Source organism: Streptomyces paromomycinus (assembly GCF_003865155.1).
GTDB lineage: Bacteria > Actinomycetota > Actinomycetes > Streptomycetales > Streptomycetaceae > Streptomyces > Streptomyces chrestomyceticus.
Genome location: NZ_BHZD01000001.1, coordinates 8,790,193 through 8,811,789, shown reverse-complemented (window position 1 = coordinate 8,811,789; position 21,597 = coordinate 8,790,193). Strand labels below are relative to the sequence as shown.

At 72.3% G+C, this 21,597-nt stretch carries 20 protein-coding genes; 6 read left to right on the top strand and 14 right to left on the bottom strand.

All coding sequences use genetic code 11. The features are described from left to right. The first annotated feature begins 192 nt into the window (after positions 1 to 192). Together OEIGOIKO_RS37395 and OEIGOIKO_RS37390 are read left to right on the top strand one after the other, a co-directional pair. The gene (locus OEIGOIKO_RS37395; RefSeq protein WP_125057752.1) at positions 193 to 1,311 is read left to right on the top strand and encodes a Ppx/GppA family phosphatase; all 1,119 of its coding nucleotides are present in this window, start codon (positions 193 to 195) and stop codon (positions 1,309 to 1,311) included. Between the two features lie 158 nt (positions 1,312 to 1,469). Continuing rightward, positions 1,470 to 1,802: an STAS domain-containing protein gene (locus tag OEIGOIKO_RS37390; RefSeq protein WP_125057751.1), complete on the top strand. Its 333-nt coding sequence runs from the start codon at positions 1,470 to 1,472 to the stop codon at positions 1,800 to 1,802. A gap of 257 nt (positions 1,803 to 2,059) precedes the next feature. Here the strand turns inward: OEIGOIKO_RS37390 and OEIGOIKO_RS37385 are convergent, their stop codons facing one another. The 4 genes from OEIGOIKO_RS37385 to OEIGOIKO_RS37370 all read right to left on the bottom strand — a co-directional run bounded on the left by OEIGOIKO_RS37385 (position 2,060) and on the right by OEIGOIKO_RS37370 (position 5,472). Then, positions 2,060 to 2,356, bottom strand: a complete 297-nt coding sequence (locus OEIGOIKO_RS37385; protein WP_125057750.1) for a hypothetical protein — start codon at positions 2,354 to 2,356, stop codon at positions 2,060 to 2,062. Between the two features lie 343 nt (positions 2,357 to 2,699). After that, complete coding sequence (gene ligD, locus OEIGOIKO_RS37380; protein ID WP_125057749.1) at positions 2,700 to 3,662, bottom strand: non-homologous end-joining DNA ligase; 963 nt, start codon at positions 3,660 to 3,662, stop codon at positions 2,700 to 2,702. Between the two features lie 74 nt (positions 3,663 to 3,736). Continuing rightward, entirely contained in the window at positions 3,737 to 4,270 is a 534-nt protein-coding gene (locus tag OEIGOIKO_RS37375; RefSeq protein ID WP_125057748.1) for a gamma carbonic anhydrase family protein, read from the bottom strand. Between the two features lie 176 nt (positions 4,271 to 4,446). Then, on the bottom strand, positions 4,447 to 5,472 hold the full coding sequence (locus tag OEIGOIKO_RS37370) for an alpha/beta hydrolase (RefSeq protein WP_125057747.1): 1,026 nt from the start codon (positions 5,470 to 5,472) through the stop codon (positions 4,447 to 4,449). Between the two features lie 324 nt (positions 5,473 to 5,796). On the opposite strand from OEIGOIKO_RS37370, the gene OEIGOIKO_RS37365 reads away from it, so the two are divergent. Beyond that, on the top strand, positions 5,797 to 7,611 hold the full coding sequence (locus tag OEIGOIKO_RS37365) for an ATP-binding protein (protein WP_125057746.1): 1,815 nt from the start codon (positions 5,797 to 5,799) through the stop codon (positions 7,609 to 7,611). A 59-nt stretch (positions 7,612 to 7,670) separates the two neighbouring features. On the opposite strand, the gene OEIGOIKO_RS37360 is transcribed toward OEIGOIKO_RS37365, so the two are convergent. Beyond that, on the bottom strand, positions 7,671 to 8,315 hold the full coding sequence (locus OEIGOIKO_RS37360) for a DedA family protein (RefSeq protein WP_125059477.1): 645 nt from the start codon (positions 8,313 to 8,315) through the stop codon (positions 7,671 to 7,673). Between the two features lie 322 nt (positions 8,316 to 8,637). Beyond that, positions 8,638 to 9,102: a DUF4442 domain-containing protein gene (locus OEIGOIKO_RS37355; protein ID WP_125057745.1), complete on the bottom strand. Its 465-nt coding sequence runs from the start codon at positions 9,100 to 9,102 to the stop codon at positions 8,638 to 8,640. 172 nt (positions 9,103 to 9,274) lie between these two features. On the opposite strand from OEIGOIKO_RS37355, the gene OEIGOIKO_RS37350 reads away from it, so the two are divergent. Beyond that, a complete protein-coding gene (locus tag OEIGOIKO_RS37350) occupies positions 9,275 to 10,717 on the top strand; it encodes an MFS transporter (RefSeq protein ID WP_246177807.1) in 1,443 nt (480 codons plus the stop codon). Between the two features lie 160 nt (positions 10,718 to 10,877). Here OEIGOIKO_RS37350 and OEIGOIKO_RS37345 read toward each other — a convergent pair whose 3' ends face one another. The 4 genes from OEIGOIKO_RS37345 to OEIGOIKO_RS37330 all read right to left on the bottom strand — a co-directional run bounded on the left by OEIGOIKO_RS37345 (position 10,878) and on the right by OEIGOIKO_RS37330 (position 14,632). Continuing rightward, positions 10,878 to 11,669: a spermidine synthase gene (locus OEIGOIKO_RS37345; protein ID WP_246178245.1), complete on the bottom strand. Its 792-nt coding sequence runs from the start codon at positions 11,667 to 11,669 to the stop codon at positions 10,878 to 10,880. Between the two features lie 337 nt (positions 11,670 to 12,006). Beyond that, positions 12,007 to 12,849, bottom strand: coding sequence for a patatin-like phospholipase family protein (locus tag OEIGOIKO_RS37340; protein ID WP_125057744.1), 843 nt, complete (start codon positions 12,847 to 12,849; stop codon positions 12,007 to 12,009). Positions 12,850 to 13,054: 205 nt separating this feature from the next. Next, a complete protein-coding gene (gene tuf / locus OEIGOIKO_RS37335) occupies positions 13,055 to 14,230 on the bottom strand; it encodes an elongation factor Tu (protein WP_125057743.1) in 1,176 nt (391 codons plus the stop codon). A 123-nt stretch (positions 14,231 to 14,353) separates the two neighbouring features. Further along, a complete protein-coding gene (locus tag OEIGOIKO_RS37330) occupies positions 14,354 to 14,632 on the bottom strand; it encodes a hypothetical protein (protein ID WP_125057742.1) in 279 nt (92 codons plus the stop codon). A 238-nt stretch (positions 14,633 to 14,870) separates the two neighbouring features. Between OEIGOIKO_RS37330 and OEIGOIKO_RS37325 the strand changes: the two genes are divergently transcribed. Together OEIGOIKO_RS37325 and OEIGOIKO_RS37320 are read left to right on the top strand one after the other, a co-directional pair. Next, positions 14,871 to 15,572, top strand: a complete 702-nt coding sequence (locus tag OEIGOIKO_RS37325) for a TVP38/TMEM64 family protein (protein WP_125057741.1) — start codon at positions 14,871 to 14,873, stop codon at positions 15,570 to 15,572. A 183-nt stretch (positions 15,573 to 15,755) separates the two neighbouring features. Beyond that, a complete protein-coding gene (locus OEIGOIKO_RS37320) occupies positions 15,756 to 16,643 on the top strand; it encodes an undecaprenyl-diphosphate phosphatase (RefSeq protein ID WP_125057740.1) in 888 nt (295 codons plus the stop codon). 274 nt (positions 16,644 to 16,917) lie between these two features. On the opposite strand, the gene OEIGOIKO_RS37315 is transcribed toward OEIGOIKO_RS37320, so the two are convergent. From OEIGOIKO_RS37315 to OEIGOIKO_RS37300, 4 genes are all read right to left on the bottom strand, one after another. Then, positions 16,918 to 18,801 (bottom strand): FG-GAP-like repeat-containing protein, encoded by a 1,884-nt coding sequence (locus OEIGOIKO_RS37315; RefSeq protein WP_246177805.1) that lies wholly within the window; start codon positions 18,799 to 18,801, stop codon positions 16,918 to 16,920. A gap of 553 nt (positions 18,802 to 19,354) precedes the next feature. Then, positions 19,355 to 20,479, bottom strand: coding sequence for a VanZ family protein (locus tag OEIGOIKO_RS37310; RefSeq protein ID WP_125057739.1), 1,125 nt, complete (start codon positions 20,477 to 20,479; stop codon positions 19,355 to 19,357). Between the two features lie 121 nt (positions 20,480 to 20,600). After that, a complete protein-coding gene (locus OEIGOIKO_RS37305; protein WP_125057738.1) occupies positions 20,601 to 21,104 on the bottom strand; it encodes a hypothetical protein in 504 nt (167 codons plus the stop codon). 140 nt (positions 21,105 to 21,244) lie between these two features. Continuing rightward, positions 21,245 to 21,496: a hypothetical protein gene (locus tag OEIGOIKO_RS37300; protein WP_125057737.1), complete on the bottom strand. Its 252-nt coding sequence runs from the start codon at positions 21,494 to 21,496 to the stop codon at positions 21,245 to 21,247. Between the last annotated feature and the right edge of the window lie 101 nt (positions 21,497 to 21,597).

The following is a 21,597-nucleotide window of genomic DNA, read 5'->3' as shown; positions in this document are numbered from 1 at the left end:
GGGGCCCGTACTCCGCGCCGGGCCCCGTACCGCGCGCCGGGACGCTGCGCCGACGGCGGGGCGCTGCGCCGACGGCGGGGCCGCGCCCGGAACCGCCGCTTCCGGCAGCCGGCACGTCCCTCCGGCAGCAAAGGCACCGGTCTGGCTGGTACCAGGGCGCTGAAACAGGCCGTAAGGGGTACCCGCACAGACATGCGCTTAGCCGTCCTCGACGCCGGGTCGAACTCCGTACATCTGCTCATCAGCGAGGTCGTCGGCGGCATGCCGTTGCCCGCGCACTCCCTGAAGGGCCCCGTCCACCTGGCCGAGCAGGTGGCCGTGGACGGAACGGTGCCCCCGAAGGCGGCACGGCGGCTGGCGGAGGCGGTGGCGCAGGCCCGCGAGCAGGCGGGCCGGTGGCGCTGCGACCGGCTGTTCGCGTACGCCACGGCGGTGGTCCGGGACGCCGCCAACCGCGACGAGGTGCTGGAGACGGTACGCGCCGGGAGCGGGATGCGGCTGGCGGTGCTGCCCGGTGAGGTGGAGGCGGAGCTGACGTTCCGGGCGGCGCGGCGCTGGGTCGGGCTGCAGGCCGGTCCGATGGCGCTGCTGGACATCGGCGGGGGTTCGCTGGAGGTCGCTTTCGGCCGCGGTGCCCTGCCGGACTTCGCGTTCTCCCTGCCCCTGGGGGCGGGACGGCTGACCCGCGAGTTCCTGCCGGGCAAGGGCAGACCCGGCCGCGAGGAGCTGCGCGAGCTGCGCCGGTACGTGCGCGCCACGCTCAAGGACGTGGCGGCCCGGGTGCGCTGGGAGGAGCCGCACACCGTGGTGGCCACGTCCCGGATGTTCCAGCAGCTGGCCCGGCTGTGCGGGGCCGCGCCCGGCCGCGACGGCCCGTTCGTCACGCGCCGGCTGGCCCGTACCGATCTGAAGGAGGCGGTGCGCCGGCTGTCCCGGCTGACCGCGGCCGAGCGGGCGGAGCTGCCGGGCATCTCGGCCGCCCGCTGCCGCCAGGCACCGGCCGGGGCCGTCGTCGCCCACCAGGCGATGAAGAGCATGGGGATCGACCAGGTCACCATCTGTCCGTGGGCCCTGCGCGAGGGCGTCCTGCTGCGCCACCTGGAACAGGGCGGCCAGGACTGGTGGCCGAGCCCGGTGCTGCGGAAGGAAGGCTCCGTGTCCGGCCCACTGTCCGGCGGCCCGTCGACCGGCCTCCGGCCCGGCCCGTCAGCCGGCCCGCTGACCGGTTCGTCGACCGGCTCGCCGACCGGCAGCGGGTCCTCGCCACCCGTGCCGCGCCGTCTGCCGCTCGGCCGGGCGCCGGCCGACTGATCCCACACGTACGTACGGGCCGGTGCCGCGGCCGTGAGCGCCCCGCCCACGAAGCCGGGCCCCTCAGGGACCGGCACCGGCCTTGCCGCTTCCGGAACCGTTCCGAACCGTCCACACCGAACCGCACCGGGCGTTCCGCGCCCCGTGCCGGAGTCATCATGTACTTGTCGAACTACCGCATCGCCGACCGCCTCGTGATCGAGGTTCCCGAGATCATCGACATAGCCAACACCGGGCAGGTCGCCGCCGGCCTCCAGGGCCTGCTGCGCGAACCCCAGGCCAACGGGGTCGTCATCGACCTGCGCGCGCCCATCATCACCGTGGCCGGGCTGCAGACCCTGCTGCGCTGCCAGCGGACCGCGCGGGAGCACGGTGTGACGCTGAGTGTGGCCGCGGACCGCCCCATGGTCCGCAAGGCGTTCCGGCTCACCGGGGTGCACCGCACCATCCCGCTGCACAGCTCGCTGGCGGACGCCCTCGCCGCGGCGTAGCTCCTGTGCGGCGCGCCCGCCCCGCCCGCACCTCGCCGAAGTACGCCGTCACGCCCCCTCACCCCCTCGTCCCGGCTGTCACTCAACCCATCACTCAAAAGGGGTGTTTACCGACTGGTGCGGTGAGTTACCCGTCCCCCAGCCTTCCGCAAGCGGCCGCCGGAAGGCAGGCGCCGGGCCGGTTGAGACCACAGCCGCCGGCGCCGCTCCCGGCCATCCGCTGGGACGCTCCCGGCCCACTCGCCGGCCAGGAGGGGTCAGGAGGAGGGCCGGTGCCCGTGGCGCCGAGGAAGCCGCTGGGGCGCGCCGGTCCGGAGGACCAGCGGATGGGCGGGCAGCCTGGTCAGGGGCGAGGAGTGCCGGTAACGGTCGATGGAGGCGGCCCGGCCGTACGGGCCCGTCCTGCGGTGCCGACCGCGGGCGGCCGTGTCCGACGGCTCGGCCGGGGGCGGCTGATGCGGCCGACGGGGGCGGAGCAGGGCGTCTTCGTACCGGCCCAGGGCAATCACGAGTCCGAGCATCGCCAGAGGCCAGAGGGCGGCGAGCAAGGGCATGGCCGCTCCCTTCCTTGCCGGTCGTACACGCTGGCTGGAGCTTCACGTCGACTGTCGGGTCACCCCACGGCGACACGGCAAACCACCGGACAGGACCGACCACTCCACCGGCCCCGCGCGCCGTACTTTTCCCGCCCGCCGCCCTCGGCGCCCGCCGCACCACATAACAGCAGGCCGGCGAGGTGCGCCCGGCCACCACCCCGCTCCCGGCCCGCCCGCGAGCCCGCCCGACGGCTTGCGCGATCGCACTCCTCATGCCGTGTTGCCCAGCACACCCCCACCAGTCCTTCACCAGCCCCCATCACCCCTTCACCCCTCCTCCACCAGCCGCTAGCCCGCCCCCTCAGTCCAGCCGGGTGAGATCAGGGCGCAACCGATGCCAGGTCGGCTGCCGGAGGCGGTCGGCCGAGGTCCACCCGGAGAAGGTCACCTCGGCGACGAGCCGCGGTTCCGCCCAGTGGGCTCCGGGCACGTCGACCGCGTTGCTGAAGGGTGCGGTGTCCCGTCGTACGACCTCCAGGTACCCGGCGAGTTCCCGGCGTTCAGGGCCGGAGAGCCCCGAGCCCACGGAACCGACGTACCGCAGCCCGCCCGGCCCGTCCACCCCCGCCAGTACGGCGCCGGGCAGCCCGGCGAGGCCGCCGCGGCCCTCCGTCCAGCCGCCGATGACCACGTCAAGGGTCACCAGGTGTTTCGTCTTGCGCCACTCGGACGACCGGACGCCGGGTGCGTAGCGGGACGTCAGCCGTTTGGCGACGACCCCCTCGAAGCCGGCGTCCAGGGTCGCCTCCCAGGTCGCCTGCGCGTGGCCCGTCACGTACGAGGGGACCGACCAGTGCGGCCCGTCGTCGAGCCCGAGCCCGGACAGGACGGCGCGGCGGTCCACGTACGGGAGTTCCAGCAGCGGCCGTCCGTCGAGACGCAGGACGTCGAACAGGACGAGGTGGGCCGGACGGTCCCCGGCCAGCGCGGCCGCGCGGCGCCGGCTCGTGACGCCCATCCGGCGCTGGAGCAGCCCGAAGTCCGGCCGCCCTCCGGCGTCCAGGACCACCACCTCGCCGTCGAGGACCGCGGGCCGGTCCCGCAGCCGTTCACCGAGCGGCGCCAGCTCGGGGTACGTCGCCGTCGCGTCGTTGCCCGCCCTGGTGACCAGCCGCAACGACCCGTCGCCCGGCGCGTCGGCCAGGCACCGCGCCCCGTCCCACTTCGCCTCGAACGCCCACTCCCGTTCCTCCCCGGGAGCGGGCAGCGGTCCAGGGGTGGCCAGCATGGGCCGCAAGACGGACGGCGCGGAGGACAAAACCATGCCCCCGATGATCGGCGGCGCCCCCGCACCCGGCCACCGGACGCAAGGGCTCCCCGTCCTCTCCTCCGTGGCCGTTACCGGCCCTCCGCCACCGCCGCATGGCTCTTCGCCAGTTCCAGATACATCGTGGCGTTGAGCCGGATGCCGTCCCGCTCCTCCTCGGTCAGCTCCCGCCTGACCTTGGCGGGCACTCCGGCGACCAGCGACCCCGGCGGCACCCGCATCCCCTGCGGCACCAGCGCCTGCGCCGCGACCAGCGACCCGGCACCGATGTGCGCGCCGTTGAGGACGGTGGCGCCCATACCGATCAGTACGTCGTCCTCGACCGTGCAGCCGTGCAGCACGGCGTTGTGCCCCACCGAGACCCGCTCTCCGACGGTCACGGGAAAGCCCGGGTCGACATGCACGGTGCAGTTGTCCTGGATGTTGCTGTCCGCGCCCAGCACGATCGGGCCACAGTCGGCACGCAGCACCGCGTGGTACCAGATCCCGGCACCGGGCCCGAGCGTGACATCACCGACCACGACCGAGGTCGGCGCGGTGAACGCCGTCGGATCGACCGACGGCTCCTTGCCGCCCACACCCGCGATCAGTGCTCGCTGCTCCATACCCGTACTCCTCGTCACCGGACCGACCGTTCGCGTTCCCGTCCGGGCTCGCGCCTGGGGGCACAGTAGGCGACGGGGCTGCGGGCATCGCGGGCGGGACCGCGGAGCGTGGGGCGGCGCAGGCATCACCTGCCACCGCTTCGCATCAGCACACCACGGCGTGCCCTGTCCCCGGTTCAGGAGTTCGGCCGCGTCTCCATCGGCACCGGCCCGAGCATCTGCTCGCTGATCCAGTGCAGCGACTCCGGCATCCGCTGGATGTACGTGTGGCCGCTGTGCTTGCCGTCGGGGATTTCGAACAGGGTCTGGTGGACGGGGCCGCCGGTGTGCTCCCGGATGAACTTCTTCACGTACGGCACCGCCTCCTCCTTCGAGCCCAGTTCGAAGGCGAGGTAGACGTCCGGGCCGCCGCGGGTCTTGAGCTGATCGGCCAGCCGGCGCGGGTCGTTGGCGCGCTTCTCGGCGGGGTGGCCGTTCCACATCGGCGAGTCCGGCGCGGTGTCGGGGCCGTTCGCGATGGCCGCCTTGAACTTCTCCGGATGCTTCAGCACGGCCTTCAGGCCCGCGAAGCCGCCCGAGGAGGAGCCCATGAACGCCCATCCGTCGCGGCTGTCGTACGTGCGGTAGTTCGCGCGGGCGAAGGCCGGGACGTCCTCGGTCAGCCAGGTGCCCATCTTCGGCTGCCCGGGTATGTCACTGCCGTCGTGGTACTTCTTCTTCGGGTTCAGGACCGGCATCACCAGGATGAACGGCAGCGTCTTGCCGGACTGCGACCATTCGGCGATCTTCTCCTCCAGCTTGAAGTCACCGCCGATCCAGTAGTTGTCCGGATAGCCGTACGAGCCGGGCAGCGCTATCAGGACCGGGAAGGCGCTCTTGGCGTACTGGGGCTGGTCGTACTGCGGCGGGACCCAGGACCATATGGTGCCGGTGAAGCCGGATTTCGCACCGTGCCACCGGGTCTTGACTATCTTCGTCCCGTCGTCGCCCGTGGTGCGCTGCGTCACGAAGTGCGAACGCGGCCCGGTGGGCTGGACGACCTTGGCGGTCCCGCTGCTCGCCTCGCGCGCCTGCTGCCGCAGCTGCGGTACGTGGGAGGCGTCCACCTCGTCCCGGTCCTTGCTGCCGCAGCCGGCCACGAGCCCCATCGCCAACAGGCTCACCGTGGCGACGGCCGCGGTACTGGTACGCAGGCGCTTCATCGGGACGAACTCCTTGCAGACTCGTGTCCGGCGGGGGCAGCGGTCTCCACCTCCACCGCTTCAGGCGAAAGACACCAGAATAAGATCAGCCGACCGGCCGTCCGCGGCTCCCCCAGGGGTGCCGGTCCGGCCGCCCGCCGTACGTGGGCGGCACGGTCGCGCACACCGTCGTGCGTCTCCAGGGGTATGGATGTCGAACAGGCGGGTTCAGGTTCCCTCGATCGGTATGCCGGGTTGTGGTTGATTCGCGCACCGGCTCTGGGCATCGTGTTTTTCCGACTGGCGACGGTGCGGCACGAGGCGGCGCCACGGACGGGGTGACCGATGAGCACAGGGGCCGAGGACCCGCCTCCGCCCGGGATCGCGGGGCGCGCGGCGGAGCGCAGCGCACTGCGCGGGCTGCTCGCCCGTACGCCGCTGGTGACCGTGACCGGCCCCGCGAACGTGGGCAAGAGCACACTCGCCCGCGCCGTCCTGGAAGAGGCCGCGCGGGGCGCCGGCCGCCCCGGTGGCCTCCCCGACGGCGCCTTCGTGCGGGTCGGCTGCCGGGAGGACGTGCACGCTGCGGGCGTCGCGGCGGCCCTCAACCGGGCGGCGGGCCTGCCGGACGACACTCCGCCGCAGACGCTGGCCGTCCACTGCGCCCGGCGGGGCCTGACCGTCCTGCTGGACGACTGTGATCCGGTGGCGGGGGCGTGTGGGTGGTTGGTGCGGCAGTTGTTGCGGGTGAGGGTGGGAGTTGGGGGTGTCTTCCGGCCGGAGGCCGGTGCCGGGGCTGTCGCATCGGCCGGGCTGCGGATCGTGGTCACCGCGCGGCAGCCGCTGGGGCTCGGTGCGGAGCGTGTCTTCGCGGTGCGGCCGCTGCCGGTGACGTGGGGCGGCGGTACGCCGCTGTCCGCACCTCCCGCACCCTCCGCTCCGTACGACATGCCCTGCGGATCGGCCGGCGGTCCGCTGCCCGCGTCCTACGACGTGGCAGTCCGCTCCCCGGCCACCGCACTCGGTGCCTGCTCGCCCGCGGACCGGCTGGTGTGGGCGCGGCTGTCCGTCCTCCCCGGGGACTTCGACGGGTGGCTGGCGGGGTGCGTGGCTGGTCGCAGTGACGTTCCTGCGCATGAGGTCGCGGCCTCGCTCGGCCGTCTGCTCAGGGCTTCCGTACTCGCCCTGGTACGGGCACGGGCGGAGGTACGGCACGCACCGGACGCCGCCCCGACCGCGCGTCCCGCCCCCGGCCTCCACCCCGCCGATACCGGAACCGCCACCGCCACCCAGGTCCGGTCTCCGCACCCGCCCCGCTACCGCCTGCCCGCCGCCGCCCGCGCCGTGGGCCTCGCGCATCTCAGGGCAGCGGGCGAGGAAGCCGCGACGCTGCGCGCCTTCCGGACGGCCTGCGCGGCGCTCGCCGCCGAGGCGCAGATCGCCTGGCAGGGCTCCGACCGCCGGGTGGCCGTACACCTGGCCGAGACCGAGCGGCACCACCTGCGCGCGGCGCTGACCCTGCCCCCGCAGGACGCGGAGGACGCCCTCACCGCGCTGGACATCGCCGTCTCCCTGTGGTTCCGGTGGGCCGCCTGCGGCCGCCGGGACGAGGGGCGCGCCCACCTCGCCCGGCTGCTGCGGCACTCCCGGGACGACACCGCCGTACGGGCCCGGGCCCTGTGGCTGGCGGGCTGGCTCGCCGCACAGGACCACGCCCACCGCACCGCCGAAGCGCTGCTGGACCGGGCCGGCCGGGCGGCCGCCCGGCACGCCGACCCGGACACGCTGGCCCGCGTCGCGCACGCCCGCGGTCTTCTCGCGCTCCGTCGCGCGGACCCCCGTACCGCCGCGGCCTACCTACGCCGAGCGGCCGAGCACACGTATCAGGACGCCTGGTACGGGCCCGGGCCGGCCCACAGCCAGGTTCTGCTCGCCGTCACTCTGGCCGCGCAGGACCCGACGAAGGCGCCCGCGCCCGCGTCCCCCCTGGCGCCCGCCACCGCTCCCCCTCCCGCTCCCCTTCCCGCTGTCGACCTGGCATCCGTTGCCGCGACAGGCGCCACCACCACGGGCCGCGGCACCGTCACGCCCTCGTCCGCACACGACGAAGCCCGCGGCAGCCCCTTCCCAGGGACCCGCCGCGGGCTCCACCTCAGCTGACTCACGTGACGGAACGTCCGCCCGTCACTTCACCGGCCGGCCACCGGACGCTCCGCCCGTCACTCCGCCATCGCATCCGCCGGCCGGTCCGCGGCCACCTCGCGCCGGGCCGCCGCCTTCGCCGCGCGCCGCTTCATCACGAGGAACGAACCGACACCGAACAGCACCGCGGCCACCAGGCCCACCCAGGAGAACCGCTTGAGCCAGGACTCTGCGACGACACCGACGTAGTAGATCAGCGCGGTCGTGCCGCCGGCCCAGACGACGCCGCCGAGCACGTTGGCGATGAGGAACTTCCAGTACGGCATCTTCAGCACACCCGAGAGCGGACCGGCGAAGATGCGCAGCAGGGCGACGAAGCGGCCGAAGAAGACCGCCCACATGCCCCACTTGTCGAACTTCTCCTCGGCCATCGCCACCTGGTCGGGCCCGAAGTGCTTCGGGAACTTCCGTCCGGCCCAGTTGACCAGCGGCTGTCCGCCCTTGCGGCCGATCAGATAGCCGATGGAATCCCCGATGATCGCGCCGGCGGAGGCGCAGGCACCCAGCACCAGCGGATCGATGTGGTCCGTCGTCGCGGCCAGGAGCGCCGAGCTCACCAGGACGATCTCACCGGGCAGCGGAATGCCGAGGCTCTCCAGGCCGATGACCAACCCCACCAGGAGGTACACGCTCACGGCCGGTACCGTCTCCAGCCACTCCATCTGCAACGCCGCATCCTCCACTAGGTGTAGGGCCCCCGTGGGCCGCCGCCCGGCGTCCGACGACGCCGTCGATGACCGCGGTTCTCCCCGCGGGCGCGCGCCACGGCGCGCCCGGGAAGCCTACTCGATCTCTTCGGGCCGCCCCGCTGTCCGGCGTCGCGGCCCCGGCCCGCCGCGGCGGGCGCGACGGGCCGGGGTGAAGCATCGGACGGCGGGCCGGTGACCGGGCCTTTTCTCCGTACGAGACGCGCCTCGGGGGCGTGGAGTTGCCTCGGGCTCGGAGGAATGTGCGGCGGAGCTTGCGGCGGAACCCGCGGACCCGCTAAGCGGCGGGAGCGTTCGGCCGCAGCGTCCACACGATGGTCATCTCGCCGGTGACCGCGCCGTCCTCCCTGGTGATGGCGACGTTCACCGGGAATTCCGGCCGCTCCCCCGCGTCCAGCCGGGCGACGATCTCGGCGGCCGGCCGGCCGAGCTCGGCGGTGGCGGTGACCGGGCCCATGGCGAGCTTCTTGTAGCCGATCTCGGCCCGTACGGCGAGCGGCACGGCCCGGGAGAGCTGGTCGCCGAAGGCCGCGAGCACGATCGCGCCGCTGGCCGACTCGGCGAGCGTGAACATCGCGCCGGCGTGCGGGCCGCCGACGTGGTTGTGGTAATCCGCCTGGTCGGGCAGCCGGACCACGGCCCGTTCGGGGCTGGTCTCGGTGAACTCCAGGTTGAGCGTACGGGCCATCGGCACGGTGGCCGCCATCATTTCGCCGATCGACGGCTTGGTCTCGGAGGACATGGCGGCATGTTACCTACGAGTAGCTTGCCGGGGAAGCCCCGCCCGGCGTTCCGCCCCGCCACCCCGGACGCTTATCGTGGTGGCTCATGTGGCCAGGTCAGCAGCCGCCCGGAGGCGAGCAGAACCCGAATCCCGCGCGGCCCGCGGTCCCGTGGCGGACCCGGGAGCGGCCGTGCTGACCCCCCGTACGGACGGCCGCGACGGCTTCGCCCGCCGCTTCCGCCGCCCCGCCTGGGCCGGCCGCAACTACACCCTGCTGACCACCGCCGCCGTGGTCGCCAACCTCGGCAGCGCCGGTTCGCTGATCGCGGCGGCGTTCGCGGTGCTCGGCACGGGCGGTTCGGCCACCGACGTCGGCCTGGTGGCCACGGCCCGTACGATTCCGCTCGTCGTCTTCCTGCTGATCGGCGGCGCGGTCGCCGACCGGCTGCCGCGGCACCGCGTCATGGTCGCCGCGAACGCGCTCAACTGCGTCTCGCAGGGCCTCTTCGCCGTCCTCGTACTGACCGGGGAGGCAAGGCTCTGGCAGATGGCGGTGCTGGCCGCCCTGGGCGGCACCGGCCAGGCGTTCTTCGCGCCGGCCTCCGAGGGCATGGTCCTCTCCACCGTCTCCGGCGAGCACGCGAGCCGGGCCTTCGCCTTCTTCCGTATGAGCATGAACGGCGCGAACATCGGCGGCGCCGCGCTCGGCGGCGCCCTGGTCGCCGCGGTCGGGCCCGGCTGGGTGCTGGCCGTGGACGCCGCCGCCTTCGCCGTCGCGGGCGCGCTGCGCGCCTTCCTGGACGTCCACCACATCCCCGGACGCGCCCCCACCGCCGGACTCCTCAGGGACCTCCGCGACGGCTGGCGCGAGGTGGTCTCCCGGCCCTGGCTGTGGGCCGTCGTCGGCCAGTTCGCGGTCGTCAACGCCGTCGTGGTGGCGGCGGAGGCGGTGTACGGGCCGATGGTCGCCGAGGAGCACCTGGGCGGCCCCCGCCCGTGGGGCCTGGCGCTGGCCGCCTTCGGCGCGGGCACGGTCGGCGGCGCGCTGCTCATGATGCGGCTCAAGCCCCGTCGCATCCTGCTCACCGGCATCCTGTGCGTCTTCCCGCTCGCCCTCCCCTCGGCCGCGCTCGCCGTGCCGGTGCCGGTGACCGTCCTCCTCCTGGTGATGTTCGGCACCGGTGTCGCGCTCGAAGTGTTCGGCGTGCTGTGGATGGTGGCGCTGCACCAGGAGATACCGGAGGAGAAGTTCTCCCGGGTCTCGTCGTACGACTGGTTCGGCTCACTGGCGATCACTCCGGTGGCCACCGCGCTGGCCGGGCCCGTACAGGACCTCATCGGGCGGACCGCCGCGCTGTGGGGCTGCTCCGCGCTGATCGCGCTGCTGACGGCGGCCGTGCTGTGCGTACCGGACGTCCGGCGGCTCACCCGCCGCCCCTCCGCGGGCTCCCGGCTGTCCGGGGCATCGGCCACGGGGCTGAAGGAGGACGGGACGGTGGCGCCGGGCGGCGGTGCGAGCGGCGCGGGCAATCCGAGCGCTACGGGCGACACGGGCGCTGCGGGCAATGCAAGCGATGTAGGCAGTGCGGTTTCGTCGGCTGCTGGGAGCGGGAGCGCCGTCTCGGCTCCGTAGCGTCACCGTGGACCGGCGCGGCATCGGTCGGCCCGGCGTCAGTCGGCCCGGCATCGGTCGGCCCGGCATCGGTCGGCCCGGCATCAGCTGGCCCGGCGTCGGCTGCTCAGCCATTGCCGGAGCCGCCGGAGCCGCCGACGCCGCCTCATGGCACGTGGGCTCAGCCGATGCTGAAGGCGCCGTCCGGCGGGCGGGGCGACGGCACGGCCTGGGCATCGTGCACGGGGACGGCGTCGCCGGTCAGCCGCCGTAGCGCGGCGCCGTGCTCGACCCGCGCGGGGAACACGTCGGCGGCCGCGCGCCGGGCCACCTGTGTGAGCGGCAGCTCGACGCGGGAAGCGGCCACCACGATGTTGCCGAAGCGGCGGCCGCGCAGCACGGCCGGTTCCGCGATCACACAGAGGTGGCCGAAGACCGACGCGTAGTTCGCCAGCTGGGACCGCAGGAAGTCGAAGGGCGCGCTGTCGGCGAGGTTCGCCGTGTAGATCCCGTCCGGACGCAGCACGCGGGCGGCAGCACGCGCGTACTCGACCGAGGCCAGGTGCGCGGGCACCCGCGAGCCGCCGAAGACGTCCGCCACGATCACGTCCGCGCTGTGCTCGGGCGCCGCTTCCAGTGCCGTACGGGCATCCTCGGCCCGCACCGTGATCCCGCAGTCCGGAGGGAGCGGCAGCTGTTCGGCGACCAGCGCGAGCAGCCCCCGGTCGGCCTCGACGACGTCCTGGCGGGAGCCGGGGCGGGTCGCGGCGAGATAGCGCGGCAGGGTCAGCGCCCCGCCGCCGAGGTGCAGTACGTCGAGCGGCTCGGCCGGGGCGGCGGCCGCGTCCAGTACGGCCGCGAGCCGGCGCGCGTACTCGAATTCCAGGTCGGTCGGCGCGTCGAGGTCGACGTACGACTGCGGAGCCCCGTCCACGGTCAGCAGCCAGGCACGCGGCCGGTCCACGTCCGGCATCAGCTTGGCGGTGCCGCAGTCGACGGTGCGGGTGACGGGGATGGGGCCGGCATCGGCGCCGGCATCGGCATCGGCATCCGCATCCGCATCCGCATCCGCATCAGTCTCCAGCACGGACTGGCCACCGGTACGGGGAGCGATCACCTCAGGAACCGGCCCAACCGGCCCGCCCGGCCCAACCGGCCCGCCCGGCTCGGCCGCCCCGCTCTCCACCGGCGTTCCCGCTATCTGCTCGGCTGCTTCGTCCACCGTCCCATTGTGCCGGTACGAAGGCGCGCGGCGACCCTCCTCGAACCGGCCGCCCGCCCCCTTCCCCGCACCTTTCGCTTTCTCCCCCTCACTCCCCCCACACCGACATCACCTCCTTCAGATGTGCTGCTGCCTGGCGGCGTCCGGCGTGAGCCGCGGCGGCGCGCTTCGACGGGTCCAGGACGTTGCGGCCGAAGGCGGCGCGGGCCGCGCGGTCGGGCACCAGTACGCACACCCGTGCGCCCCGCCGTGCCAGCGCCGCGCCCTGCGACTGCGCGGTGGCGATGGGCCCGCCGCCGGCTGCCACGGGCGCCAGGACGACGACCCGCCCGTACCCGGCGGCGAGGTCCGCGTTGGCGCTGGAGTGCACCCCGCCGTCGATCCACCACGTCTCGCCGATCCGCACCGGCGGCCACACGCCGGGCACGGCGCAGCTCGCGCTCACCGCGTCGACCAGGTCCGCCCCGCTCGTGTCGTCGAAGGCTGTCCGCTGCCCGGTCGTCGCGTCCACGGCGGTGATCATCAGTCGGCGCGCGGGCCAGTCGTGGCTGACCAGGCGCCGGGCGACGGCGTCGCGACGGCTGGGGCCCGCGGCCGCGCGGGAGCCCAGCGCGAGGCGCCCCATCCGCGCGCCGAAATCGACGGCGTCGCGCGAGCGCAGCGCCAGGTACGCGAAGCGCGCCAGTTCCCGCGCCCCCATGCGCGCCGCGGTCTCGCCCGTGACCGGGGCCAGCTGACGCGTGAAGAACTCGTCCGGTGCCAGCCGGCCCGACGTGAGCTGGGCGCCCACGATCGAACCGGCCGAGGTTCCGATGACCGCATCGGCCGTCGCCAGGTCGACGCCCGCCGCGGCGAACCCGGCGAGCATGCCGATCTCCCATCCGATGCCGGTGTAGCCCCCGCCGCCCAGTACCAGCGCCGTGCCCGTCATCGCGGTCCCCTCTCCGGTTGCGTCCGGGTCGCCGCGGTACAGCGGCTTCGTACGGCAGTGTGGCAGCCGTACCGTTCCGGGACCCGGCGCACCGGCGGGCCCGGAGCGGGTGCGGGCGCGAACTCCTACCGCCCCCGCACCCGCACCCGCACCCGCACCCGCACCCGCACCCGCCTACCGCCATGTCCCGGCCAGGCGGGCGCGGCTAAACCTCGGCGACCGTCCGGACCGTCCCCGCCGCCACTGTCCTGCCGCCCTCACGGACGGCGAAGCCGAGTCCGGGCTCCAGCGGGGTGTCACGCCCCAGCTCGACGGTCATCGTCACCGTCTCGCCGGGCCGGGCGATGCCGCGCTCGCCGAGGTCGATGTCGCCGACCACGTCCGCCGTACGGATGTAGAACTGCGGGCGGTAGCCCGTGGACAGCGGTGTGCGGCGGCCGCCCTCCTCCGTGGACAGGACGTACACCTCGGCGGTGAAGCGCCGTCGTGGCGTCACGCTGCCGGGCGCCGCGACGACGTGTCCCCTGCGCACCTCGTCCCGGTTCAGGCCGCGCAGCAGCAGCGCGACGTTGTCACCTGCCTGCGCCGACTCCATCGGTTTGCCGAAGGTCTCCACGCCGGTCACGGTCGTCTCCGTGTCGGCGCCCAGTACCGCCACCCGGTCACCGACGCGTACTGTGCCGCGCTCGACGGCGCCGGTGACGACCGTGCCGCGGCCGGTGATGGTCAGAACGTTCTCCACCGGCAGCAGGAACGGCGCGTCGAGGTACCGCTCCGGCGTCGGCACGTACGTGTCCACCGCGTCGAGCAGCGCGTCGATGGCCTGGCTCCAGCGCGGGTCGCCCTCCAGGGCACGCAGTCCCGAGACCCGTACGACGGGTACGTGGTCCCCGTCGTAACCGTGCGCCGTCAGCAGCTCGCGGACCTCCAGCTCCACCAGGTCGGTCAGCTCGGGGTCGCCCGCGTCCGCCTTGTTCAGCGCGACGACGATGTACCGGACGCCGACCTGCTTGGCGAGCAGGACGTGCTCGGCGGTCTGCGGCATGATCCCGTCGAGCGCGGAGACGACGAGGATCGCACCGTCGAGCTGTGCCGCGCCGGTGACCATGTTCTTGATGAAGTCGGCGTGCCCCGGCATGTCGACGTGGGCGTAGTGCCGGGTGTCCGTCTCGTACTCGACGTGCGAGATGTTGATGGTGATGCCGCGCGCGGCCTCCTCCGGGGCCCGGTCGATCCGGTCGAAGGGCACGAAGGTGCCGCTCCCGCGCTCGCTGAGCACCTTGGTGATCGCTGCGGTCAAAGTCGTCTTACCGTGGTCGACGTGGCCCATGGTGCCGATGTTCAGGTGCGGCTTGGTCCGCACGTATGCCGTCTTGGGCATGGCTGTTCTTCCTCGCGAAGCAATGCGGTGAATACGGCGGCGTCGGCGTGACAGGCCGCCGTGGGAACCCCTGAGCCCCACCGACCCTCCCCCTGCGGGGTCCGCCGGTCGATCCGGAGAGGGTCAGCTTCGCGCGCCGCCGGAGGCGGGGGCGGCAGTGTCTGCCGCGGCCGCGGTTGCGGCGGGGACGGCCGCGACGATGTCGGCGGCGGGGACGGTGGCCACTGCGGCAGCGACAGCAGTCGCGGTGGCGGTGGCGGTGTCCGCCGCGACGGCGCCGGGAGACGGCACCGCGCCGGCCTCGGCCTTGAGCGCGGCGATCAGCGCCGCGAGCGAGTCGACGGCAGCCTTCGGCGCGTCCGCGACTGCGGACGTGAGCGCGAGGTACGGCTGCCGGAACATGCGCCAAGGATCTCGTGCGGGGCGCGCCACGTCGAACGATTTATCAGCGCCGCGAGCGCCGCCCCCGTCCCCCACTCCAGCTCTCCCCCACTCACCACCCCCACCCTCCATCCCCCCTCACCCTCTCCGCCCTCCTTCCTCCCCTCCCCCCTCCCCCCTCCACCTCCCTCCACCCCCCTTCACCCCACAGCGATCGCGAATACACCTCCTCGCCACGCTTGTCGGTTACGCTCCCGGGATGCTCGAACCCGCCGCAACGCCCGACGGCCTCGCCGCGCGCTGCACGCGTGTGCTCTTCTCCCCCTGGGCCCGCCTCGCCGTACTCCTCGTCCTGCTCGCCGGCGCCGCGGCCGCGATGATCGTCTGGCAGCCGCAGCGACTGCTGGCGCACGGCTGGCCGCCCGAGTGGGCCGGCGGCGGCGCCGTCGTGATCTTCGGCCTCGCGTACGGGGTGTGCACCACCGCCTTCGTCCCCCGGCCGGTCCTGAACCTCGCGGCCGGCGCCATCTTCGGCAGCCTGTCCGGCTTCCTGTCGGCCCTGGCCGGTACGGTCCTCGGCGCGGGCCTGGCCTTCGCCCTGGGCCGGCTGCTGGGACAGGACGCGCTACGCCCCTTCCTGCGCGCCCGCTGGCTGGCCGCCGCCGACCGGCAGCTCAGCGAACACGGGTTCCGTTCCATGCTGGCGATCCGGCTCTTCCCCGGCCTGCCGTTCTGCGCCACGAATTACTGCGCGGCGGTCTCCCGCATGGGCTGGGGCGCGTTCCTGCTGGCCACCTTGCTCGGCAGCGTGCCGAACACGGCCGCGTACGTCATCGCCGGCGCCCAGGCCTCCACGCCCACCTCGCCCGCCTTCCTGATCTCCACGGCCTTCATCGCGGTCTCCGGTCTGGCCGCGGTGCTCGTGGCGTGGCGCAAGCGCGCGTCACTCCGGGGGCGTTGACCCGCAGGCGTCCGGAAAGGGCCCTTTGAGCACTCGGACACTTTCGGGCGCTACGCTGCCCCTCGACCGGTCACCGATCCCGCCGACCGCACGCACGCATTCCCGTCCCTTCCGCCCTCGTGTCGCCTGACCCGGGTCTCTGCTGGGTAAGCGCTTGATCACCCTCTGGATAGCGTAGCTACGATGCACTGGTTTGAATCCTTCATCCTCGGCCTGGTCCAAGGGTTGACCGAGTTCCTGCCCATCTCCTCCAGCGCACACCTGCGGCTGACCGCGGCGTTCGCCGGCTGGCACGACCCCGGCGCCGCCTTCACCGCGATCACGCAGATCGGCACCGAGGCCGCCGTACTGATCTACTTCCGCAAGGACATCGCGCGGATCGTCTCGACCTGGGCGCGCTCCCTCGTCAACCGCGACCTGCGACACGACCACGACGCCCAGATGGGGTGGCTGGTCATCGTCGGCTCCATCCCGATCGGTGTCCTGGGCATCACCCTCAAGGACGCCATCGAGGGTCCCTTCCGCGACCTGCGCCTGATCGCGACGACCCTCATCGTCATGGGCGTCGTCCTGGGCATCGCGGACCGCCTGGCCGCACGCGACGAGTCCGGCGGCCGGCACCGCGCGGTCAAACAGCGCAAGACCCTCACCGACCTGAACGTGAAGGACGGCCTGATCTACGGCGTCTGCCAGGCCATGGCCCTGATTCCCGGCGTCTCCCGTTCCGGCGCCACCATCAGCGGCGGCCTGCTGATGGGCTACACCCGCGAAGCGGCGGCCCGCTACTCCTTCCTCCTCGCCATCCCCGCCGTACTGGCCTCCGGCGTCTACGAACTCAAGGACGCCTTCGGCAACGACGCCACCGCCAGCCACGTCTCCTGGGGCCCGACCATCTTCGCCACGGTCATCGCCTTCGTGGTCGGTTATGCCGTCATCGCATGGTTCATGAAGTTCATCACGACGAAGAGCTTCATGCCGTTCGTCATCTACCGGATTCTGCTCGGCATCGCCCTCTTCGCCCTGGTGGGAGCGGGCGTCCTGAGCCCGCACGCGGGGGAATCGGCAGGCTGAGGGGGCGGTTCCGGACGCCGGAACTTGCCGGCGCGGCCCCTGGAACTACTGACCCCTGGAATGAGGGCACCGACGGCGGGCGCAGCGGTGCCTCCCCGTGGAAGCGTGGCGGGGCGCGGCCGTGGACGGCTACGAGGGGTTCGCGCACGGTGCGCAGCTCAGGGCGGAGGCCGTCCCCGGGAGCGATCACCCGAGGCGGGGCCTGCAACGGCTCGTCACAGACCCCGCCAACCGCCTGGGCACCATGCACTACAGGCTGCCCGTGCGCCCTGTGCTACAGGCTGTTGTCCCACACCTTGCGCGGGGCGTCGAAGCCGTTCCCCTTGCTGGTGAAGATCCACAGGCCGGTACCGACACGACCGTCCGCGCCGAGTCCGTAGTCGTACGTGACGCTGATGTCGGCCCGGCCGTCGCCGTTGAAGTCGCCTGCCACCGGCTCACTGGCCTGCCAGTTCCAGCTGTCCTTGCCGCTCTCCCACACCTTGCGCGGAGCGTCGAAGCCGTCCTTGCTGCCGTCGAACACCCACAGCGCGGCCTGGTTACGGCCGTCGGCGCTCTGGCCATAGTTGTAGAGGACGGCGAGGTCGGTCTTGCCGTCACCGCTGTAGTCGCCGGCGACCAGCTTGCTGGCCTGCCAGTTCCAGCTGTCCTTGCCGCTCTCCCACACCTTGCGCGGAGCGTCGAAGCCGTCCTTGCTGCCGTCGAACACCCACAGCGCGGCCTGGTTGCGGCCGTCGGCACTGCGGCCGTAGTCGTACAGGACGGCGACGTCGGCCTTGCCGTCACCGTTGAAGTCGCCGGCGACCAGCTTGCTGGCCTGCCAGTTCCAGCTGTCCTTGCCGCTGTCCCAGACCTTGCGCGGAGACTCAAAACCGTCGCCGTTGCCGGCAAAGGTCATCAGACCGGTCTGGTTGCGGCCGTCGGCGCTCTGACCGTAGTTGTAGAGGACGGCGAGGTCGGCCTTGCCGTCACCGTCGTAGTCGCCGGCCACGACCTTGCTGGACGCCCAGTTCCAGCTGTTCCAGTTGCTGTCCTTGCTGCTCTCCCACACCTTGCGGGGGGCCGCGAAACCGGCGTCGCCCCGGCTGGTGAAGGTCCACAGGCCGGTCTCGTTGCGGCCGTCGGCGCTCTGACCGTAGTTGTAGAGGACGGCGAGGTCGGCCTTGCCGTCACCGTTGTAATCACCGGCGACCAGCTTGCCGGACTCCCAGTTCCAGCTGTCGGAACCGCTGTCCCAGACCGTACGCGGCCCGGAGAAGCCGTCACCCTTGGCGGTGTACACCCACAGTGCGGCCCGGTTGCGCCCGTCCTTGGACCGGCCGTAGTCGGCGAGCAGCGCCAGGTCGGCCTTGCCGTCGCCGTCGAAGTCACCGGTCGCGGTCAGGTAGCGCTTGGGCAGCGAACGGACCTGCTGGACCCAGTGGTTGATGTCGTCGACGCGGCTCTCGACGGCGCCCTTGCGGGTCTCCTGCTCGTTGGCGAAGCAGCCGCCCTGCCAGGAGGCGCTGCTGACGCCGGCCAGTTCGATCCGCCCGTCCCGCTCCCGCAGGGCCGGGCCGCCGGTGTCACCCTTGCACACCGCGGTGTCCTTGCCGGTGATGCCCAGCTTCCCGTCCTGCACCGTGCCCACGGTGAACAGGCCGGCGTGCAGCGTGTCGGGAACCCATTCGGTCTTGGTGCGGCCGAAGCCGAGAACCTTCAGCTCCTCACCCGAGGCCGGAGCGGCCGAGGCGACGGGGACCGGGGCGATACCGTCGGCCGGCTTGGCGAGCCTGGCCATGACCAGGTCACGGTCGCCGCGGGGGACCAGCTCGACGACATCCGTGACGCTGCCGCCGGCCTGGTTCAGGTCGGCGCGGCCGATGGTGGCGGTGGTCTTGAGCTTCGGCGGCCCGGCAGGCACCTTCAGGCTCTGCGCGGGGTCGTCGGCGAAGCAGCTGGCGGCCGTGATCAGCCACTGCTCGTCGACCAGTGCCGCGGAGCAACTGCGCATGCCGTTGCCGATGTCCAGCTTGGCGGTGAACGCGTACGTCCCTTCGGTGGCGGCGCTGCCGCCTGCCACGGCCTGGGCCGGGGCGGCGGCCGCCAGCATGCCGACGGCGACGGTGAAAGCCCCGACCCCTGCCTTCCGCAGCGGTCGGGAGCGTCCTCTCAACATGTTCTGTGTGTTCCTTAATCGCACGGACGGAACTGCGGTCGGCGCCGCGTCGGCGCCCGCAGCAACGCTGCCCCTTCGGACGGCACGGTCCGCTCCCCGCACGCCGACCGTCAGGGTCAGCGGTGGCGAGATCCCGTCACCGGAATCCTTCCGGGGAATTTCGAAGGCCGGCACAGATCCTCAGGAGTAGTCAAGAAATAAAGAGCGGCAGTAAAAATAGCACCGGGTTTCGCGAAGCCACCAATCCGAAACCAAACATAACGAACCGGAAACGATACGACCTTCCGATACAACCTGTGGGTCGGGTGGAATGTCGCAGACGAGTCTGTGGCGGCTCGAAAGCTCTTGGGGCAGAAGAAGTGTGCAATGGTCACTCGACGACCCGGTCCGTGGGCAATGGTGGCGGGAAAAGCAAGCAAGAAATGCCAAGGTTGCGCGAGAATTGGGGATGCGAAGCGTTCTTCGGAGGATGCTCCCGGCGGGATGTATTCCGGCGCAGCCGCCCCTTCCGTCCCGCCACCGTCCAGGCGCTCGCGCGGGCGCCGGCGGTAGGTCAGGGTGTGCCGTGCCCCTGGAGTGCCTTTGTGGTCAGGCCCAGGATGCGTCCACTCGTCGACACGACGATGTCGAGACGCATCGGTGTCATGACGCCGTGGTCGTAGTGGCGGTAGCTCAGCAGGCGAGTGTCCGGATCGTTCCTCGGGCGCTCGAACCTGGCGTCGGCGTCAGCCGTTTCCGTGGGGAACCAGGTGCGGGCGAATTGTTCCGCCGACTTCCGGAGTTCCGCGTCGGGGAGGGAGCGCGACGAGGAAGGGGCGCGACGGGAGGGGGCGCCTGCTTCGCGCTGGTGGCTCACTGTTCTGAGTTCCCTGAGCTTGCGGTCCGGCCAGGTGGCCACGACGGATCCGTGGTCGGTATCGGCGCGCAGGAGCCACTGTTGCCGGCTGTTCTCCGGTTTGTGGATCGCCGTGCTGCCGGCGGCTTGCGCTCCCAGCACTTCCGTCACGGTGCCGGCGAACCACTGCCGCATTTCGTCGGTGTTGCCGAACGCGGCTTTGGAACGGTGGGCCATCGCCTCGTAGCCGTCGATGGTGAGGGTGACGGGGAACGCCGTCGCGACGGCGCAGGCGCTTGCGACGACCGCGCCGAGGCCCCACAGCGTGTCCCGGCGGGTGAAGGGCGAACGGCGTCGGCCGTCCCGTGGGAAGAGGTAGCGGCAGAGGCACCCGAGGGAGAGGCCGATGACGCCGCCCAGGGCATTCGCCTTGACGTCGTCGTAGCTGCACGCGCGGCCCAGGGGCAGAAGTCCCTGGGCGAGTTCTATCCCGCCCGTCAACAGCACTGTCCCGGCGAGTACGAGTACCGGGCGCCGGAAGAGAAGTACCGCCAGAAAGCACAGCGGGACGAACAGCAGGACGTTCAACTGAGCTGATTCGGAGGCGAGAAACGCAGTGCCGGGCAGACCACGGTCGCATGTGCCGCGCACTTCGGCTCCGCGGTATCCCGGCATCAACGTCACAGTGAGAACGCCGGACAATGCCGTGGTGAACAGCACCGGCAGTACGGCGGAACGACCGCGTGACGCGGCAATGAGACCGACCGGAACGGCCAGTAAGAGGGTCGTGACGACGAATGCCGGAACGAGGCCGGGCACCGCACCGACCGATGCTTCAATCACCGATGACGTCTTTCGTCGAGACGGGGTGACGTGTCATCACCCCGTGAGCCTGCACCGAAATCGGTGGGGACGGACGCGGAGTGACGTTACCGGACGACGCATTCGGTGGTGCGGCGCGGGATCATCGAGCCAGAAGTTGGTACAAGGCCATGGGGGTCACGTAGCCGGACCAGCGGCCGTCGTCGAAGAGACGGACTCCGGCGTCCTGGTAGCTCTGGTCGACGAGTTGGGAGCAGATCATGTGGCCGGTGGCGGCGACGTAGCGCCGCAACCCCGGGAAGGGCAGGTGCAGTCGGTGCACGGCAATGGCGAGGAAGTCGAGGAAGCTGTACGGGACACCCTCATAGCCACGGCCCGCGGCACATATCGCCTCGCGCCGGGTGTCGGTGAGCCCTTCCGGGCACACGTACAGGACGTCCACACCGTCGTAGGCCGACAGGGAACGGATGGTCGCGCCGCCGGGTTCGGCTTCGATCAGCTTTTCGCCGGGCAGTACGAGGAAGGCGTGCTGGTAATCACCGAATCCGTTTCCGTTCAGCCATTGGCCGATACGGATCAAGCGGCCCACATCGCCGTTGATTCGGGTGAGACCTATGTCTCCGGGCATGGGCAGGGCATGCTGCATCCGCGGCTCCGAGGCACACAGTGGGTGGGTTTTCTGTGTGATACCCGTTCCGGAGCCGTTGAAAGGAGGCGGGGCGAGGGAATGCGTGAACTGGCGTCTGCGGAAGCAGGGCCGGAGTCGCGGCCGGAGCCGGAGCCGGTTCAGCGCAGTTCGTAGTGCCAGCTGCCGTCGGAGGGTTCGTAGCGCATGCGTACGCGGGCGACGGCGCGCAGGCGGTCGCGGTCCTGCCGGGTGACGGTCACCGCGCCGCCCGCCTTGTCGAGCACGTACTTCAGCGCGGATTCGAGCTCGTCCCGCCTGCGGGCGAGTTGCGCGAGCTCGGACTGCGCGTGCTGCAGCCGCGCTTGCAGCAGCACGATCCGCTGCTCGGGAGTTTCGTCGTCATTCGCCATGGCACCGGCGTCCTCGGGATCGGACGGGCACGGACGGGCAGGGAAGAGTACGGAAGAGCACGGAAGGGTGCGGGCGGGCACAGACGCGCGCGGCCGGACAC